Here is a 17,344-nt window from a genome sequence, read left to right on the forward strand (position 1 = left end):
TCCATGGGGAAAGGAAGATGGTCTTCATTCATTAATCAAAAGCTGCAACAAAGCAAGCTCTCCACGTTGATGGTGACTTGCTTTATTGCGTTTAACCTGTTGCTCGTCTCGGTTGTTGTCTGGCTGGCATATCAGTCTTTCTCTGCGGTCACATTTGCCGAGATTAGCAAAGCACGTCTGGCTCTTCTGAACGAAAGTACACGTCGGGGATTTGATTTCATCACAGGGGTAACAGGAACCGCATACGGTTTAGCAAGCAATCGGGAACTGTCCAATCTGCTCGAAAAGGCCGATACGGGCAGGCTTGCACAGATTCACCAGCGGAGAGAGGTCTCTCGAATCCTGGATCATACCATGGTTGTGAGTGAAGGCATCACCTCCATTGAATTGTATACGGATGTCTTTAATGAAGTGACAGTCACTATGGCTGATCGCATATTTCCGGTGGACACCATCACGCACGACTCTTGGTTTGCTGCGCTGGAAAAGGCTGATGCAGCTTGGGTTCCGTTGCGTGAGAACGAATCGGGCCAATCCCTGGTCGGATACGCTCAGCGAATTTTTGATAGTCGGGGCGGAACGGTTGCCTATGTGCTCATTCGACTGAGCAGAGCGGACATCGTACGCAGGTTTGCTGATGTACCCATGGTGCTTGATGGAAAAGTGCTGTTGGTCGATACGGCTGGTAATGTCGTAATGCAGATGGGGAGAGTTGATCCAGCAGGTGAGAATGGACGAGCGGATAGAAGAAATGAAGCGAGTGCAGTACAGGAAACGGGTGAAGCTGTAAGTTCATCTTCTTCTATTATAGATAGCGCATGGATTCAGGAACATGTCCAACCTGGTGAAGACGGATACGAAGTGGTTTCCGGCCAACCCGGAGGTGCTCAATTGGTGCTGTACTCCAGACCAGCCATGCTTCAGTGGCGCCTCGTTCAGACTATTCCGGTATATACACTGTTATCTCCGCTCAGACAAGCGGGCTGGCAGATCCTCGGCATCGCCGTGCTGGGACTATTATGCTCGGCTGTACTTGCGTACCTGTTTGTAAGGCAGATCATCCGTCCTCTGCGACAATTGATCAAGCGAATGAGACAACTGGAGAAAGGAGACTTTGATACCCGGGTGCAACTTTCGTTTACGGAGGAATATGCCCACTTGGCTTATGGCTTTAATCACATGGCTTCACAGCTCACAACGCTGATGGAACAGGTGAAGGAAGAGAGCCGAGCCAAGCGCGAAGCCCAGACGGGCTTGCTTGAGGCCCAGATCAAACCCCATTTTCTATACAACACCCTCGACATGATCCACTGGCGCGCGCTCGATTACGAAGCCAAGGATATCAGTCGTATGATTGTGCAGCTCAGTAAGCTGTTACGGATCGGACTGAGTGGAGGGAGATTGTTTATACGGGTTCGAGATGAGTTGGAGCATGCCCGTTGCTACGTCAACATACAGTCAGAGCGGCTACCGTTCTCCATTCAATATCAGGAGCAGATCGATCCGCGTATTCGCGGTTGTTACATTCCCAAGATCATTTTGCAGCCCTTTATCGAAAATGCCGTTATGCACGGGCATCCTGAAGAGGGCACACTTCGAATTCAGGTGCATATGCACGAAGAGGTTGGCCCACATGAGGATATCGTCATTCGTATCACGGATAATGGGCGGGGTTTGCCGGAGGGGTGGAAACTCGAAGGGACGTGTGGCATCGGTGTACGGAATGTACATCAGCGCATTCAGCTTTATTGCGGGAAGAGGTATGGCGTTCAACTGAGCGATAGAGAGACAGGTGGCGTGGAAGTGACCATTACGCTGCCGCGTATTGAGACCGACGAGCAATTAAATCTATGGCTGGACGGTGAAAAATGATGAAGACCATTATGCTTGTTGATGACGATCCTCATATTGTAAAGGCATTAACAGATCATATCGATTGGCCTTCTCTGGGCCTCAGCATTGCAGGCACTGCTTCCAATGGCTTGGATGCACTGGAGCTGTTTCACAGCATGCATCCAGATGTCGTTATGACTGACGTTTATCTACCGGGGATGACCGGGCTTGAGATCACACAGACGTTGCGACGTGACCATCCCCACCTGCCGATCATCATTCTTAGTGGATATGATGAATTCGAGAACGCCCGGGCAGCCATGCGCTGGGGTGTGAATCACTTTTTGCTGAAGCCGGCGGAGGTTGAGGAGATTGAGTCTGTGCTGCGGGAGGTGCTACTGGAACAAGATGTGCGGGAGCGGCATGAGCGGCTGGAGCGGACGTACAAGCAGGAGGTTGGACGGGTGCTTCCGTATTTGCGCAAACAATTCCTTCACGAACTGCTGACTACGCGATATCGGGCAGACGAACTGCCTAAAGAACGCATGGACTATATAGGCATTCATATGTCCTCACAGACACGCGCCATTAGTCTGCAACTGAATCGCCCCGTATTTTTGACACGGATGAAAGAACGGGATTGGCAGCTTCTCCGCTATGGGGCGGCTGATATTATTCAGGAGACGGTGAAGGAGCAAGCGGCGCGCATGAATGGTCAGGTAGAGATCGTTGATTATTCGGATCAGGTATTTGTGTTGCTTCTATTAGGAGATAAAGATCATCTGGAGGAATGTCTGCCACTTGTGGAGCGGATGATCGATCAGATCTTTACGTATCTGAAAATTGAAGTGAGTGCTGGAATCGGGAGATCCAAGAGTCACCCCTGTGAGGTGATAGATTCTTATCTAGAGAGCAGGGAAGCGGTGGAAACGGCAGAGTTTCAAGGTGGAAGTCGTATCTACCACTATGAAGCGTCTGAGGATACAGAACCAAGTGTGACCGATTATTCAGTATTGCTTCGTCAATGGAATGAGGCTTGGGCGGACATTAGACCTGATATGGCGGAAGAGGTATGGCATCATATTTGCCTTTTGCTGAAAGAAGGCAACTGTGTTGGCATACAGGATGTACAGGTGGTGGCCGTCAGTCTGTTTGACACGTTGATTCATAGCTGGAACCGACTTCACCCGATGTTACCCCCGCCGCTGGCGATGAGTGATTTTTTGCGTGAAATTCAATCGAAATATGCGTTGCATGATCTGGTAAGCTGGATGGATCGTATTATCTGCAACTGGCTAGAACAGATCCGCAAGGAGATGGGCGAGAAGAAAAGCAATAAACTTATCGAGCAGGTGAAACAGTATGTAGAGCTTCATTACGCCGAAGAGATTAGTTTTGAAGCGATAGCCAAGGGGCTGTTCGTACATCCGAAGTATCTGAGTCAACTGTTCAAAAGGGTGACCGGTGAGAATTTCGTGAGTTATTTGAACGGGTACCGGATTCAGAGAGCGTTGGAACTGTTGCAGTCGGGACATTACATGGTATATGAGGTGAGCGAGATGACGGGGTTCCGTAATGCGACGTATTTCAGCCAGGTGTTCAAAATGCTTACGGGCAAGAGTCCGTCTGAGGTGGGGTAGAGCGATACAGGTACAGTATTTTAAATAAAGTGGAAGAGGCGGAATGGTTCTTATGATTATCGATCAGCAGGAATATAACATTAAAGGCTTATCTTACTCAATTAGATCGGCAGAGGAAAAAGATGCTGAGGCCCTGTCTTCAATTCGTGTACAAATGGACGGGGAAACCGAGAACATGGATCGTGAAGAGGGCGAGGCGTATATCGACGCAGCAGAGTTTAGTCGGGTCATCCATTCGGACACTGAGAAGTCACGGAATCTGTTCCTTGTTGCAGTAGTGGCGGGCGAGATTGTGGGGTGCTCCCGATGTGAAGGCAGAGAGTTGAAGCGCTTTTGCCATAAGGTTGAGTTCGGCGTGTGTGTAACCAGACAGTTCTGGGGACATGGAATTGGCAAGAACTTGTTGGAGAAGTCGATAGAATGGGCAGACCAGACTGGTGTAGAGAAGATGACGTTGAACGTGCTGGCATCCAATGAAAAGGCAATCGAGTTACACCAAAAGAGTGGCTTCGAGATCGAAGGTATTTTGAAAAAGGATCGGCGACACGCGGATGGACAGTATCATGACACGATAGTGATGGGCAGCTTCAGAGACTAATAGTATAAAAAGTGAAAAGCACAATCTATATAAGCCCACAGCTTATGGAGTTCAGTTATTAGATTCGAAATCCACATAACAGATAGCAGCATTATTGAGTAGAGGTATTATGTTTCTTATTTTATTGAACGAATGTAATGATGTTGAATGGGTCTGTTCACAACCTATATTGAGACAGGTTAGACTGGTGAGTGTATATAGGATATAGTAAGAGGATATTGCCATTGGAAAAAGAGATTATGAAGAGATTGAATCAAATATATAGTTAGTTTGCTGATGGGATATTTTACAAGTAGTAATTGTATTGTGTATATGATATATTCTATTTCCGGCCAAAAAAACACGAGAAACAAAGTGCCGCAGGCAAAACAAATAAGCTTCGAAAGAAACTTAAAAAAAGAGCTTGCTAAGTTGGATCGGAAGTGTTATGATATAAAAGTTGCTGAGGAGAACAACGCTCGGTAACAAAAACAATTTTGATCTTTGAAAACTGAACAACGAGTGAGTAAACATTCTGCTTGCAGAATGAACGCGAAAGTTTGAGACAAGCCTTGGCTTGAATCGACTGGAGCACAAATGAGATTTTTAATCTCGTCAGATTCAAAATGAGCTTATCGCTCTTTTCAATACTTTATTGGAGAGTTTGATCCTGGCTCAGGACGAACGCTGGCGGCATGCCTAATACATGCAAGTCGAGCGGACTTGATGAGAAGCTTGCTTCTCGGATAGTTAGCGGCGGACGGGTGAGTAACACGTAGGCAACCTGCCCTCAAGTTTGGGACAACTACCGGAAACGGTAGCTAATACCGAATAGTTGTTTTCTTCGCCTGAAGGAAACTGGAAAGACGGAGCAATCTGTCACTTGGGGATGGGCCTGCGGCGCATTAGCTAGTTGGTGGGGTAACGGCTCACCAAGGCGACGATGCGTAGCCGACCTGAGAGGGTGATCGGCCACACTGGGACTGAGACACGGCCCAGACTCCTACGGGAGGCAGCAGTAGGGAATCTTCCGCAATGGGCGAAAGCCTGACGGAGCAATGCCGCGTGAGTGATGAAGGTTTTCGGATCGTAAAGCTCTGTTGCCAGGGAAGAACGCTTGGGAGAGTAACTGCTCTCAAGGTGACGGTACCTGAGAAGAAAGCCCCGGCTAACTACGTGCCAGCAGCCGCGGTAATACGTAGGGGGCAAGCGTTGTCCGGAATTATTGGGCGTAAAGCGCGCGCAGGCGGTCATTTAAGTCTGGTGTTTAATCCCGGGGCTCAACCCCGGATCGCACTGGAAACTGGGTGACTTGAGTGCAGAAGAGGAGAGTGGAATTCCACGTGTAGCGGTGAAATGCGTAGATATGTGGAGGAACACCAGTGGCGAAGGCGACTCTCTGGGCTGTAACTGACGCTGAGGCGCGAAAGCGTGGGGAGCAAACAGGATTAGATACCCTGGTAGTCCACGCCGTAAACGATGAGTGCTAGGTGTTAGGGGTTTCGATACCCTTGGTGCCGAAGTTAACACATTAAGCACTCCGCCTGGGGAGTACGGTCGCAAGACTGAAACTCAAAGGAATTGACGGGGACCCGCACAAGCAGTGGAGTATGTGGTTTAATTCGAAGCAACGCGAAGAACCTTACCAGGTCTTGACATCTGAATGACCGGTGCAGAGATGTACCTTTTCTTCGGAACATTCAAGACAGGTGGTGCATGGTTGTCGTCAGCTCGTGTCGTGAGATGTTGGGTTAAGTCCCGCAACGAGCGCAACCCTTATATTTAGTTGCCAGCACTTCGGGTGGGCACTCTAGATAGACTGCCGGTGACAAACCGGAGGAAGGTGGGGATGACGTCAAATCATCATGCCCCTTATGACCTGGGCTACACACGTACTACAATGGCCGGTACAACGGGCTGCGAAATCGCGAGATGGAGCCAATCCCAACAAAGCCGGTCTCAGTTCGGATTGCAGGCTGCAACTCGCCTGCATGAAGTCGGAATTGCTAGTAATCGCGGATCAGCATGCCGCGGTGAATACGTTCCCGGGTCTTGTACACACCGCCCGTCACACCACGAGAGTTTATAACACCCGAAGTCGGTGGGGTAACCGCAAGGAGCCAGCCGCCGAAGGTGGGATAGATGATTGGGGTGAAGTCGTAACAAGGTAGCCGTATCGGAAGGTGCGGCTGGATCACCTCCTTTCTATGGAGAATCGTTTCCTGCAACGGAAACATTCAAATAAGCAGCTTAGCTGCACAAACTACTCACTCGTTGTTCGGTTTTGAGAGCTCAAACTCTCAAACAGCTTGCTTTTGCATGGAGCTTGTTCTTTGAAAACTAGATATCGAAACGAAACAAACGCGAATTAGAACATTCCTTTTTAGCTGAACTTGTGTTAAACAAGTTTCAATAAAAACGGTAGATTGCACGTACGATGGTATCGAATGGGAGCGACTTTTGGCTTTGCGCAAGCAAAACAAGGGAAGCGAGCAGTCGAAACCGGAGCACGAGGTTAAGCTACTAAGAGCACACGGAGGATGCCTAGGCGCTAGGAGCCGATGAAGGACGTGGCGAACAACGAAACTGCCTCGGGGAGCTGTAAGCAAGCTTTGATCCGGGGGTGTCCGAATGGGGAAACCCAGCTGGGGTAATTTCCAGTTACTCATAACTGAATACATAGGTTATGTAGAGGCATACCAGGGGAACTGAAACATCTAAGTACCCTGAGGAAGAGAAAACAATAGTGATTCCGTCAGTAGCGGCGAGCGAACGCGGAGAAGCCCAAACCAGAGAGCTTGCTCTTTGGGGTTGTGGGACGTCTCACATGGAGTTACAAAGGAACCGGTTAAGCGAAGAGGTCTGGAAAGGCCCGCCAAAGAAGGTAAAAGCCCTGTAGTTGAAAGTCTGTTCCCTCCGAGACGGATCCCGAGTAGTGCGGGGCACGTGAAACCCCGTATGAATCCGGCAGGACCATCTGCCAAGGCTAAATACTTCCTAGCGACCGATAGTGAAGCAGTACCGTGAGGGAAAGGTGAAAAGCACCCCGGAAGGGGAGTGAAATAGAACCTGAAACCGTGTGCTTACAAAAAGTCAGAGCCCGTTTTAGGGGTGATGGCGTGCCTTTTGTAGAATGAACCGGCGAGTTACGTTCCCGTGCAAGGTTAAGGTGAAGAGCCGGAGCCGCAGCGAAAGCGAGTCTGAATAGGGCGACATAGTACGTGGACGTAGACCCGAAACCGGGTGATCTACCCCTGTCCAGGGTGAAGGTGCGGTAACACGCACTGGAGGCCCGAACCCACGCATGTTGAAAAATGCGGGGATGAGGTGGGGGTAGCGGAGAAATTCCAATCGAACTCGGAGATAGCTGGTTCTCCCCGAAATAGCTTTAGGGCTAGCCTCGGAAAACAGAGTCGTGGAGGTAGAGCACTGATTGGGTGCGGGGCCCGCAAGGGTTACCAAGCTCAGTCAAACTCCGAATGCCATAGACTTACTTCCGGGAGTCAGACAGTGAGTGCTAAGATCCATTGTCAAAAGGGAAACAGCCCAGACCATCAGCTAAGGTCCCCAAGTGTGTGTTAAGTGGGAAAGGATGTGGAGTTGCACAGACAACCAGGATGTTGGCTTAGAAGCAGCCACCATTGAAAGAGTGCGTAATAGCTCACTGGTCGAGTGACTCTGCGCCGAAAATGTAACGGGGCTAAACACACCACCGAAGCTATGGCTTGATGCTTTGCATCAGGGGTAGGGGAGCGTTGTATAAGGGTTGAAGGTGTACCGTAAGGAGCGCTGGACATTATACAAGTGAGAATGCCGGTATGAGTAACGAAAAGATCAGTGAGAATCTGATCCGCCGAAAGCCTAAGGGTTCCTGAGGAAGGCTCGTCCGCTCAGGGTAAGTCGGGACCTAAGGCGAGGCCGAAAGGCGTAGTCGAAGGACAACAGGTCGAAATTCCTGTACCACCGTAAGCCGTTATGAGCAATGGGGGGACGCAGTAGGGTAGTGACGCGGACTGATGGATGTCCGTCTAAGCAGTGAGGCTGATGTGTAGGCAAATCCGCACATCATTAAGGCTGAGCTGTGATGGGGAGCGAAAATTGTAGTAGCGAAGGTCATGATCTCACACTGCCAAGAAAAGCCTCTAGCCAGGTGATGGTGCCCGTACCGCAAACCGACACAGGTAGGCGAGAAGAGTATTCTAAGGCGCGCGGAAGAACTCTCGTTAAGGAACTCGGCAAAATGACCCCGTAACTTCGGGAGAAGGGGTGCCCCGGTAGTGTGAATAGCACGAGGGGGCCGCAGTGAAAAGGCCCAAGCGACTGTTTAGCAAAAACACAGGTCTGTGCGAAGCCGTAAGGCGAAGTATACGGGCTGACGCCTGCCCGGTGCTGGAAGGTTAAGGGGAGTGGTTAGGAGCAATCCGAAGCTGTGAACCGAAGCCCCAGTAAACGGCGGCCGTAACTATAACGGTCCTAAGGTAGCGAAATTCCTTGTCAGGTAAATTCTGACCCGCACGAATGGCGTAACGACTTGGGCGCTGTCTCAACGAGAGATCCGGTGAAATTTTAATACCTGTGAAGATGCAGGTTACCCGCGACAAGACGGAAAGACCCCATGGAGCTTTACTGCAGCTTGATATTGAATTTGGGTACGATCTGTACAGGATAGGTGGGAGCCTTTGAAGCATGAGCGCCAGCTTGTGTGGAGGCAACGTTGGGATACCACCCTGATCGTATCTAGGTTCTAACCTGGTACCGTAATCCGGTGCGGGGACAGTGTCAGGTGGGCAGTTTGACTGGGGCGGTCGCCTCCTAAAGAGTAACGGAGGCGCCCAAAGGTTCCCTCAGAATGGTTGGAAATCATTCGAAGAGTGCAAAGGCATAAGGGAGCTTGACTGCGAGACCTACAAGTCGAGCAGGGACGAAAGTCGGGCTTAGTGATCCGGTGGTACCGCATGGAAGGGCCATCGCTCAACGGATAAAAGCTACCCTGGGGATAACAGGCTTATCTCCCCCAAGAGTCCACATCGACGGGGAGGTTTGGCACCTCGATGTCGGCTCATCGCATCCTGGGGCTGAAGTAGGTCCCAAGGGTTGGGCTGTTCGCCCATTAAAGCGGTACGCGAGCTGGGTTCAGAACGTCGTGAGACAGTTCGGTCCCTATCTGTCGTGGGCGTAGGAAATTTGAGAGGAGCTGTCCTTAGTACGAGAGGACCGGGATGGACGTACCGCTGGTGTACCAGTTGTTCCGCCAGGAGCACCGCTGGGTAGCTATGTACGGACGGGATAAACGCTGAAAGCATCTAAGCGTGAAGCCCCCCTCAAGATGAGATTTCCCAGTATGTAAGACCCCTTGAAGACGACGAGGTAGATAGGCTGGGGGTGGAAGTGCAGCAATGCATGGAGCTGACCAGTACTAATCGGTCGAGGGCTTATCCAATAGCAAGTTCTAAATCGCGTGTTTCGTTTCGAATCTAGTTTTCAGAGAACGATCTCTGAAATGTAAGCTACGCGTTTGGTGGCGATGGCGGAGGGGTTCCACACGTACCCATCCCGAACACGACCGTTAAGCCCTCTAGCGCCGATGGTACTTGGACCGCAGGGTCCTGGGAGAGTAGGACGCCGCCAAGCGAAACCCCATTGGGGTATTTTTTTTCGAAAATTGATAAGGGCCCTTAGCTCAGTTGGTTAGAGCGCACCTCTGATAAGGGTGAGGCCGGTGGTTCGAGTCCACCAGGGCCCATAGCAAGACCACAACAAGAAATACACCAGAGTATGGGGCCATAGCTCAGCTGGGAGAGCGCCTGCCTTGCAAGCAGGAGGTCAGCGGTTCGATCCCGCTTGGCTCCACCATTCCCTGATAGCTCAGTTGGTAGAGCACTCGACTGTTAATCGAGTTGTCACAGGTTCGAGCCCTGTTCGGGGAGCCAGTAAGGCCCGTTGGTCAAGGGGTTAAGACACCTCCCTTTCACGGAGGTAACAGGGGTTCGAATCCCCTACGGGTCATAGCAATACCTATTGCTTCAACAAGGGATGAGAATCCCAAAGGTTCGTCGGAGGATGTACTTCGTTAGCAACAGCTTCGCAGTCTCGAACGAAGTGAGAGTATCCCCTACGGGTCATATTATGGAGGCTTAGCTCAGCTGGGAGAGCATCTGCCTTACAAGCAGAGGGTCGGGGGTTCGATCCCCTCAGCCTCCACCATATAACTTTATAACGACGCGGGGTGGAGCAGCCCGGTAGCTCGTCGGGCTCATAACCCGAAGGCCGCAGGTTCAAATCCTGCCCCCGCAATTATACTTTCCTTGAGAAAGTGATCTGGAACCGTGGTGTAGTTGGCCTAACATGCCTGCCTGTCACGCAGGAGATCGCGGGTTCGAATCCCGTCGGTTCCGCCATTTTTTGATTTAGTAAGGCTCGGTAGCTCAGTCGGTAGAGCAGAGGACTGAAAATCCTCGTGTCGGCGGTTCGATTCCGTCCCGAGCCACCATATATAACACCTTTAATACGCCGGTGTAGCTCAACTGGTAGAGCAACTGACTTGTAATCAGTAGGTTGGGGGTTCAAGTCCTCTCGCCGGCACCATGTAATCCTGGAGGATTAGCGAAGCGGCCAAACGCATCAGACTGTAAATCTGCTCCCGTACGGGTTCGGTGGTTCGAATCCATCATCCTCCACCAGTTTTTCTATGAGTCATTAGCTCAGTTGGTAGAGCACCTGACTTTTAATCAGGGTGTCGAAGGTTCGAGCCCTTCATGACTCACCATTATATGCGCGTGTGGCGGAATTGGCAGACGCACTAGACTTAGGATCTAGCGTCTTTGACGTGGGGGTTCAAGTCCCTCCACGCGCATTCTTTATTTGCGGAAGTGGCTCAGCGGTAGAGCATCGCCTTGCCAAGGCGAGGGTCGCGGGTTCGATTCCCGTCTTCCGCTCCAATATTTTGCGCCCTTAGCTCAGCTGGATAGAGCGTTTGACTACGAATCAAAAGGCCGGGAGTTCGAATCTCTCAGGGCGCGCCATTATAACTTCATATTTTGCCGGCGTGGCGGAATGGCAGACGCGCTCGACTCAAAATCGAGTGGGAAACCGTGGAGGTTCGAGTCCTCTCGCCGGTATAGATAACGGGATGTAGCTCAGCTTGGTAGAGCACCTGGTTTGGGACCAGGGGGTCGCATGTTCAAATCGTGTCATCCCGATTGTTGTTATGCGGGTGTAGTTCAATGGTAGAACTTTAGCCTTCCAAGCTAATAGCGTGGGTTCGATTCCCATCACCCGCTTACATATTGAAAAAGAAAGAGATGGTACTCACCGTCTCTTTCTTTTTTTTGCATTCACAGGCATATTGGCCAAGATTGTATACAAAGATCACGGATTCACGGATTATTTGGCTGAATATAATGTACCAACATGTATCCCATCCTCACGATATATTTCCCCCTTTTTTAAGTCTGTTCTTAGTCATTGTTGAAGTGTACGAATAGAGAAGGTCTAACACATGTTCGAACACAAGAATATCTTTTCTTTACCACATTTCATAAAAACGCTTACAAAAATAGCTTGCGTAAATCATTAACCTGTAATACCATATCAATTAAGCGCTTAACCTTCAGGGGTAAGGCGCTTAAACTTAACGTAGATTAAGCGCTTAACCCGTAAAGGAAAGGACGGCGATCAAACTCATGAAAACAATTCGATTAACGATGGCTCAGGCACTGCTTCGATACCTGGATCAGCAATATATCTCGGTTGACGGAGTGGAAACCAAGTTTGTGAAGGGCATCATCGGTATTTTTGGACATGGCAATGTAACAGGGATTGGAGAAGCGTTGGAGCGCAGTCCGGGAAGCCTGACGTATATGCAAGGCAAGAACGAACAAGGTATGGTGCATACGGCAGCGGCTTATGCCAAGCAGAAGAACCGCAGACAGATCTATGCATGTACAACATCCATTGGACCTGGTGCTTTGAATATGATTACGGCGGCAGCTACTGCAACGGTGAACCGAATTCCGGTTTTATTGCTTCCTGGAGACAACTTTGCTACACGGGAACCGGACCCGGTACTTCAACAGTTGGAAGTGAGCAGTGATTATACAATCTCAGCCACTGACCCATTCAAAGCCGTCAGCAAGTACTGGGATCGCATTGTTCGTCCCGAACAGCTGATGATTGCTGCTACACAGGCCATGCGTGTGCTTACCGACCCGGCAGAGACGGGAGCTGTTACGCTCGCACTGCCGCAGGATGTGCAGGCAGAGGCGTACGATTATCCAGAATCGTTCTTTGCCCGCAAAGTACATTATCTGGACCGTCGCCCCCCGGTACAGGCAGCCATTGAGCGGGCAACGGAGCAGATTGCCCGAGGCAGAAAGCCGATGCTCGTTGCAGGCGGCGGTGTGTTGTACTCTGAGGCGTCCGTTCAACTCGTGGAGTTCGCCGAAGCATTTGGCATTCCGATCGCCGAGACGCAGGCGGGCAAGAGCGCAGTCTCTTGGGACCACCCACTGAATGTGGGGGCCATCGGGGTTACCGGCTCTCTGGCAGCCAATAGGCTGGCGAGAGAAGCAGACGTTGTGATTGGCGTCGGTACGCGGTTCTCGGATTTCACGACGGCGTCCCGCTCTGCTTTTCAGCATCCGGAAGCTTCATTCATCAACATCAACCTGAACGGCATGGATGCCGCCAAGTTAGGCGGAGAAGCCATCCTGGCAGATGCGCGCGAAGGATTGCAGGCTTTGCAGAAGGAATTGCAGCAAAGACAATACCGCAGTGCATATGGTGCATCCGAAATCGCTGATCTCCGCGCTGAGTGGAATGCAGAAGTGGATCGGCTGTATGCAGCTCAACATGAAGCAGGGCTGGCACAGACAACGGCAGTCGGCATAGTTAATCGGACGATTGATCCTTCCTCCGTTATTGTGTGTGCGGCAGGCAGTCTGCCAGGAGACCTGCATCGTCTGTGGCGTGCGGCTGAACCAAAGACGTATCACATGGAGTATGGATTCTCCTGTATGGGGTACGAGGTAAGCGGAGCGTTCGGAGCAGCACTTGCTGAGCCGGATCGTGAAGTGTACGCCATGGTGGGGGATGGCAGTTATCTGATGCTGCATTCGGAGTTTGTGACCAGTTTGCAGGAACAGAAGAAGATGACCGTTCTATTATTCAACAACAATGGATTCCAGTGTATTCATAATTTGCAGCGGGAACATGGTAGTGACGGGTTCGGCAATGAGTTCCGTTATCGGGAATCCGAGAGTGGACGACTGACCGGGGATTACATGCCAATGGACTTTGCTGCACACGCACGAAGCATGGGAGCCAAATCCTATAGAGCGGAGACAGCAGAACAGCTGGAACAAGCACTCCGAGATGCGAAGAACGAAACAGTGAGTACGCTGATTGAGATTCCGGTCGTGCCTGGGACCAACGCAGGTGGATACGAGTCGTGGTGGAATGTAGGTGTACCAGAAGTATCTGCCGAGGAAAAGGTAGTTCATGCCCATCAAACCATGCAAGCCAACCGCGCTAAAGCAAGACTTATTTAATCCGGTTTAATATAGTGAACCACAATGTTGAACGACAAAGGAGACGTGGGGCAATGAGCAAGCTGCCATTCCAGCTTGGGATTCATCCGATCAATTGGGTCGGTGAAGATGTGAAGGAGCATGGTGATGCGACAACGTGTGCACAGATTCTGGATGATATTCAGCGTCTTGGGCTGACAGGTACAGAGATGGGACGTAAATATCCAACTGATCCTGCTATATTGCGTGAGGAATTGAGTAAAAGGAATATCAATCTGGTCTCCCAGTGGAAATCGGTACTTTTCTCCGATCCGGCGTATCGTCAGTCGGAGCTGGACAGTTATCGCAGACATGCGGAATTTCTGCAATCCATGGGCAGTAAGGTGATCAGTACGGCGGAGGTAGGCGGGTCACTTCATTTTGATCCAAGACGGACAACGAATGAAAAAGAAGTGCTTAGACTCAGCGAATCTGAATGGCATATCCTCGCTGAAGGATTGAATGAAGCAGGAGCCATTGCCCGTGAACATGGGTTGAAGCTTACGTACCATCATCATGGAGGCACAGTGGTAGAACAACCGGATGAGATTGATCGACTGATGGAGCTGACAGACCCTTCTCTCGTGTATCTGCTCTATGATACTGGTCATGCCTATTATGGCGGAGCCAATCCACTTGAACTGTTGCGCAAACATTATGATCGGATCGCCTATATCCATCTGAAAGACATTCGCCCTCATGTGCTGGATGAAGCACGCGCGGAGCAGTCTGATTTTGTCGGATGTATTCGTAGAGGCGTGTTCACTGTACCAGGAGATGGATGCATTGATTTTGCACCAATTCTGCAAGAACTGATCACACGAGGGTACGATGGCTGGGCGATGCTAGAAGGAGAGCAGGACCCTGCGATTCATAACCCTTATGAGTATGCCAAGCGATCGTTGAACTATATGGAATCGTTATACCAACACAGCTGAATCGTTCAGTATTGCAGCGGTCAGAGGCCACACCCATGAAGTGAAAAAGGAAGAAGGCCAGCAAGAGTATAACGTTACGATTGGAAAATAAAACTGACTTACTCTAGACGTTTACGAGTCCTTACAATGGAATGAGTAACTAGTCTAGATATCCATATACAACATGTAAAATCCCACCACAGAAAGGGGCTCACATGCAATGACTTACGTATCCTTTCCAGAATCCAGGAAGAAGGATTTCACCGCGATTGGTCGCTTGTGCATCGACTTGAACGCCAATGAGATCAATCGCCCGATGGAAGAGACGATGACGTTCACGAAGTATGTTGGCGGCTCTCCGGCCAATATTACGATTGGCATGTCCAGACTGGGTATGGAGACGGCTTTTATCGGTAAGATCGCCAATGACCAGATGGGCAGATTCATCCAGAGTTATTTGGAGAAGAACGGCATCGACACATCAAATGTAGTTACAGATGACACCGGAGCGGTGACAGGGCTTGCTTTTACCGAAATCAAAAGCCCAACGGATTGCAGTATCCTGATGTACCGAGACAACGTAGCGGATCTGTTACTACAGGCGCAAGAGGTACAAGAGCAGTTGATTGCTGACTCCAAAGTGCTGCTAATCTCAGGCACAGCCCTCGCGCAGAGCCCATCCCGTGAAGCCGTATTACAGGCACTTACGTATGCGAAAAAACATGGTACAGTTATTGTGTTTGATCTGGACTATCGCCCATACACATGGACATCGGACGAAGAGACGGCGGTCTATTATAACCTCGCAGCCGAGAAATGCGATATCATTCTGGGCACACGTGAAGAGTTCGACATGATGGAGACATTCGACCACAATCCGGATCATAGCGATCAGGTAACTGCACAGAAATGGTTTGATTTCTCAGCGAATATTGTAGTAATCAAACACGGCAAGGAAGGGTCCATTGCTTACACACGTGAAGGGCTTTCTCACCGTGCGGACAGTTACCCGGCAAAAGTGGTCAAAACGTTCGGTGCAGGCGATTCCTACGCAGCCGGGTTCCTGTATGGATTGATGCAGGGCTGGACGATTGAGCGCAGTATGGCGTATGGCAGTGGCGCAGCAAGTATCGTCATTTCAAGCCACAGCTGTTCGGATGCGATGCCAACGGTGGAACAGGTGAATGACTACATTGAACGTTGCAATCGGGGCGAGATCACCGTGTCTTGAAGCTCGTTGCAATATTTTGAATAACACACTCATACAGATCAACATCAATGATATAAGTTGAACATACGGGATCACACATAAGCGGAGGGAGACAGTGCTATGGGAAAAGGAATTTCTGAAGCGTCTGCAACAGCGACAATGGTACAAAACTGGATCGGAGGTGCCTGGGTAACCCCAGTGGCAACTCGTACGGAGCCGGTTGTGAATCCGGCTACAGAAGAAGTTATTGCACATGTGCCACTGTCCGAACAAGCGGACGTGGATCTGGCGGTTCAGACAGCACGAGAAGCGTTCAAGTCATGGAGCAGCACACCGGTTCCACGCCGTGCACGTATTCTGTTCCGCTACCAGCAGCTGCTGGTGGAACATTGGGAAGAGCTCGCTCGCCTGGTGACACTGGAGAACGGTAAAAGTTATGCCGAAGCGTACGGCGAGGTATTGCGTGGCATTGAATGCGTCGAGTTCGCGGCAGGTGCCCCGAATCTGATGATGGGCAAACAACTGCCTGACATCGCGACAGGACTGGAGTCGGGCATGTACCGCTACCCGATCGGTGTTATTGGGGGAATTACCCCATTCAATTTCCCGATGATGGTGCCGTGCTGGATGTTCCCACTGGCTATTGCGTGCGGTAACACCTTTGTTCTGAAGCCGTCCGAGCGCACACCGCTACTGGCAGGCCGCCTGGCTGAGCTGTTCAAGGAAGCGGGGCTTCCGGACGGCGTGCTCAACATCGTTCACGGTGCGCATGATGTCGTGAACGGGTTGCTGGAACATAAGGATATTCAAGCGATCTCCTTTGTCGGATCACAACCTGTGGCTGAATACGTTTATACCACTGCATCCAAGCATGGCAAACGGGTACAGGCACTGGCTGGTGCCAAAAACCACTCCATCGTTATGCCGGACGCCGATCTCGATCTAACCGTGAAAGAGATTACCAGTGCAGCCTTTGGTTCAGCAGGGGAGCGTTGCATGGCATGTGCGGTTGTTGTGGCTGTGGGTGATGTGGCTGACGAACTGGTACAAAAGCTGGTGGAAGCGGCAGACCGCATCACCATTGGTAACGGCATGGATGAGGGCGTGTTCCTAGGTCCTGTCATCCGTGGACCACATAAAGAGCGTACACTCAGTTACATTGAATCCGGAGAGCAGGAAGGCGCGGCATTGATTAGGGATGGACGTAAGGATCAGGCGACAGGTGAATCCGGTTATTTTGTAGGGCCTACGGTATTTGACCAAGTTGATAGCAATATGAAAATCTGGCAGGATGAGATCTTTGCTCCAGTACTCTCGGTGGCAAGAGTGTCTACGCTGGAGGAAGCCGTTGAGCTGGCAAACCGTTCTGATTTTGCCAACGGGGCGTGTCTGTTCACCCGCAGCGGAGCGAGTATGCGTCAATTCCGCGAGACGATTGATGCGGGCATGTTGGGTATTAACCTGGGCGTACCTGCGCCAATGGCATTCTTCCCGTTTTCCGGGTGGAAGAAATCCTTCTACGGTGATCTGCATGCCAATGGCACGGATGGTGTTGAATTCTACACTCGCAAGAAGATGGTAACGGCGCGCTGGTAACAACC

Annotated in this window: 7 protein-coding genes, 17 tRNA genes and 3 rRNA genes; all 27 read left to right on the top strand. The window is 50.7% G+C overall.

Annotated features, from left to right (window positions below; genetic code table 11):
• Positions 1-3 precede the first annotated feature (3 nt).
• The 27 genes from V6669_RS01370 (at position 4) to V6669_RS01500 (ending at position 17,339) form a co-directional block, all read left to right on the top strand.
• Positions 4-1,872, top strand: a complete 1,869-nt coding sequence (locus tag V6669_RS01370) for a histidine kinase (RefSeq protein WP_338590066.1) — start codon at positions 4-6, stop codon at positions 1,870-1,872.
• Complete coding sequence (locus V6669_RS01375) at positions 1,869-3,473, top strand: response regulator (protein ID WP_338590068.1); 1,605 nt, start codon at positions 1,869-1,871, stop codon at positions 3,471-3,473. Before V6669_RS01370 ends, V6669_RS01375 begins: the two co-directional genes overlap by 4 nt.
• A 52-nt stretch (positions 3,474-3,525) precedes the next feature.
• A complete protein-coding gene (locus tag V6669_RS01380; RefSeq protein ID WP_338590070.1) occupies positions 3,526-4,071 on the top strand; it encodes a GNAT family N-acetyltransferase in 546 nt (181 codons plus the stop codon).
• Positions 4,072-4,702: 631 nt separating this feature from the next.
• Positions 4,703-6,255 (top strand): 16S ribosomal RNA (locus V6669_RS01385).
• Positions 6,256-6,563: 308 nt separating this feature from the next.
• Positions 6,564-9,490, top strand: a 23S ribosomal RNA gene (locus V6669_RS01390).
• 74 nt (positions 9,491-9,564) lie between these two features.
• Positions 9,565-9,681: ribosomal RNA gene (gene rrf, locus V6669_RS01395) — 5S ribosomal RNA — on the top strand.
• Together the 16S, 23S and 5S rRNA genes with 17 tRNA genes alongside form the textbook arrangement of a ribosomal RNA operon.
• A 38-nt stretch (positions 9,682-9,719) precedes the next feature.
• Positions 9,720-9,793, top strand: a tRNA-Ile gene (locus tag V6669_RS01400).
• A gap of 34 nt (positions 9,794-9,827) precedes the next feature.
• Positions 9,828-9,903 (top strand) — tRNA-Ala (locus tag V6669_RS01405).
• A gap of 1 nt (position 9,904) precedes the next feature.
• Positions 9,905-9,980, top strand: a tRNA-Asn gene (locus V6669_RS01410).
• Between the two features lie 4 nt (positions 9,981-9,984).
• A tRNA-Glu gene (locus V6669_RS01415) sits at positions 9,985-10,056 on the top strand.
• A 122-nt stretch (positions 10,057-10,178) separates the two neighbouring features.
• Positions 10,179-10,254 (top strand) — tRNA-Val (locus V6669_RS01420).
• Between the two features lie 16 nt (positions 10,255-10,270).
• Positions 10,271-10,344: transfer RNA gene (locus V6669_RS01425), tRNA-Met, on the top strand.
• A gap of 26 nt (positions 10,345-10,370) precedes the next feature.
• Positions 10,371-10,448 (top strand) — tRNA-Asp (locus V6669_RS01430).
• A 16-nt stretch (positions 10,449-10,464) separates the two neighbouring features.
• Positions 10,465-10,540: transfer RNA gene (locus V6669_RS01435), tRNA-Phe, on the top strand.
• A 19-nt stretch (positions 10,541-10,559) separates the two neighbouring features.
• A tRNA-Thr gene (locus V6669_RS01440) sits at positions 10,560-10,635 on the top strand.
• 9 nt (positions 10,636-10,644) lie between these two features.
• Positions 10,645-10,730 (top strand) — tRNA-Tyr (locus tag V6669_RS01445).
• 10 nt (positions 10,731-10,740) lie between these two features.
• Positions 10,741-10,816 (top strand) — tRNA-Lys (locus V6669_RS01450).
• 6 nt (positions 10,817-10,822) lie between these two features.
• Positions 10,823-10,903, top strand: a tRNA-Leu gene (locus tag V6669_RS01455).
• Between the two features lie 10 nt (positions 10,904-10,913).
• Positions 10,914-10,988: transfer RNA gene (locus tag V6669_RS01460), tRNA-Gly, on the top strand.
• A 7-nt stretch (positions 10,989-10,995) separates the two neighbouring features.
• A tRNA-Arg gene (locus V6669_RS01465) sits at positions 10,996-11,072 on the top strand.
• Between the two features lie 17 nt (positions 11,073-11,089).
• A tRNA-Leu gene (locus V6669_RS01470) sits at positions 11,090-11,168 on the top strand.
• A gap of 7 nt (positions 11,169-11,175) precedes the next feature.
• Positions 11,176-11,249, top strand: a tRNA-Pro gene (locus V6669_RS01475).
• 10 nt (positions 11,250-11,259) lie between these two features.
• Positions 11,260-11,330 (top strand) — tRNA-Gly (locus V6669_RS01480).
• 402 nt (positions 11,331-11,732) lie between these two features.
• A complete protein-coding gene (gene iolD / locus V6669_RS01485; protein ID WP_338590072.1) occupies positions 11,733-13,598 on the top strand; it encodes a 3D-(3,5/4)-trihydroxycyclohexane-1,2-dione acylhydrolase (decyclizing) in 1,866 nt (621 codons plus the stop codon).
• Positions 13,599-13,651: 53 nt separating this feature from the next.
• On the top strand, positions 13,652-14,554 hold the full coding sequence (gene iolE, locus V6669_RS01490; protein WP_338590074.1) for a myo-inosose-2 dehydratase: 903 nt from the start codon (positions 13,652-13,654) through the stop codon (positions 14,552-14,554).
• 199 nt (positions 14,555-14,753) lie between these two features.
• Positions 14,754-15,764, top strand: a complete 1,011-nt coding sequence (gene iolC / locus V6669_RS01495) for a 5-dehydro-2-deoxygluconokinase (protein WP_249913850.1) — start codon at positions 14,754-14,756, stop codon at positions 15,762-15,764.
• Between the two features lie 99 nt (positions 15,765-15,863).
• Entirely contained in the window at positions 15,864-17,339 is a 1,476-nt protein-coding gene (locus V6669_RS01500) for a CoA-acylating methylmalonate-semialdehyde dehydrogenase (protein WP_338590077.1), read from the top strand.
• Positions 17,340-17,344 lie beyond the last annotated feature (5 nt).

Source organism: Paenibacillus sp. Y5S-9, from assembly GCF_036894235.1.
In the GTDB taxonomy this organism is placed as follows: Bacteria; Bacillota; Bacilli; order Paenibacillales; family Paenibacillaceae; genus Paenibacillus.

What these genes read in the sequence shown, in the direction of transcription:
- V6669_RS01370 (WP_338590066.1), top strand. Translation starts at nt 4, where the DNA reads ATGGGGAAAGGAAGATGGTCTTCATTCATTAATCAAAAGCTGCAACAA.
- V6669_RS01375 (WP_338590068.1), top strand. Translation starts at nt 1,869, where the DNA reads ATGATGAAGACCATTATGCTTGTTGATGACGATCCTCATATTGTAAAG.
- V6669_RS01380 (WP_338590070.1), top strand. Translation starts at nt 3,526, where the DNA reads ATGATTATCGATCAGCAGGAATATAACATTAAAGGCTTATCTTACTCA.
- iolD (WP_338590072.1), top strand. Translation starts at nt 11,733, where the DNA reads ATGAAAACAATTCGATTAACGATGGCTCAGGCACTGCTTCGATACCTG.
- iolE (WP_338590074.1), top strand. Translation starts at nt 13,652, where the DNA reads ATGAGCAAGCTGCCATTCCAGCTTGGGATTCATCCGATCAATTGGGTC.
- iolC (WP_249913850.1), top strand. Translation starts at nt 14,754, where the DNA reads ATGACTTACGTATCCTTTCCAGAATCCAGGAAGAAGGATTTCACCGCG.
- V6669_RS01500 (WP_338590077.1), top strand. Translation starts at nt 15,864, where the DNA reads ATGGGAAAAGGAATTTCTGAAGCGTCTGCAACAGCGACAATGGTACAA.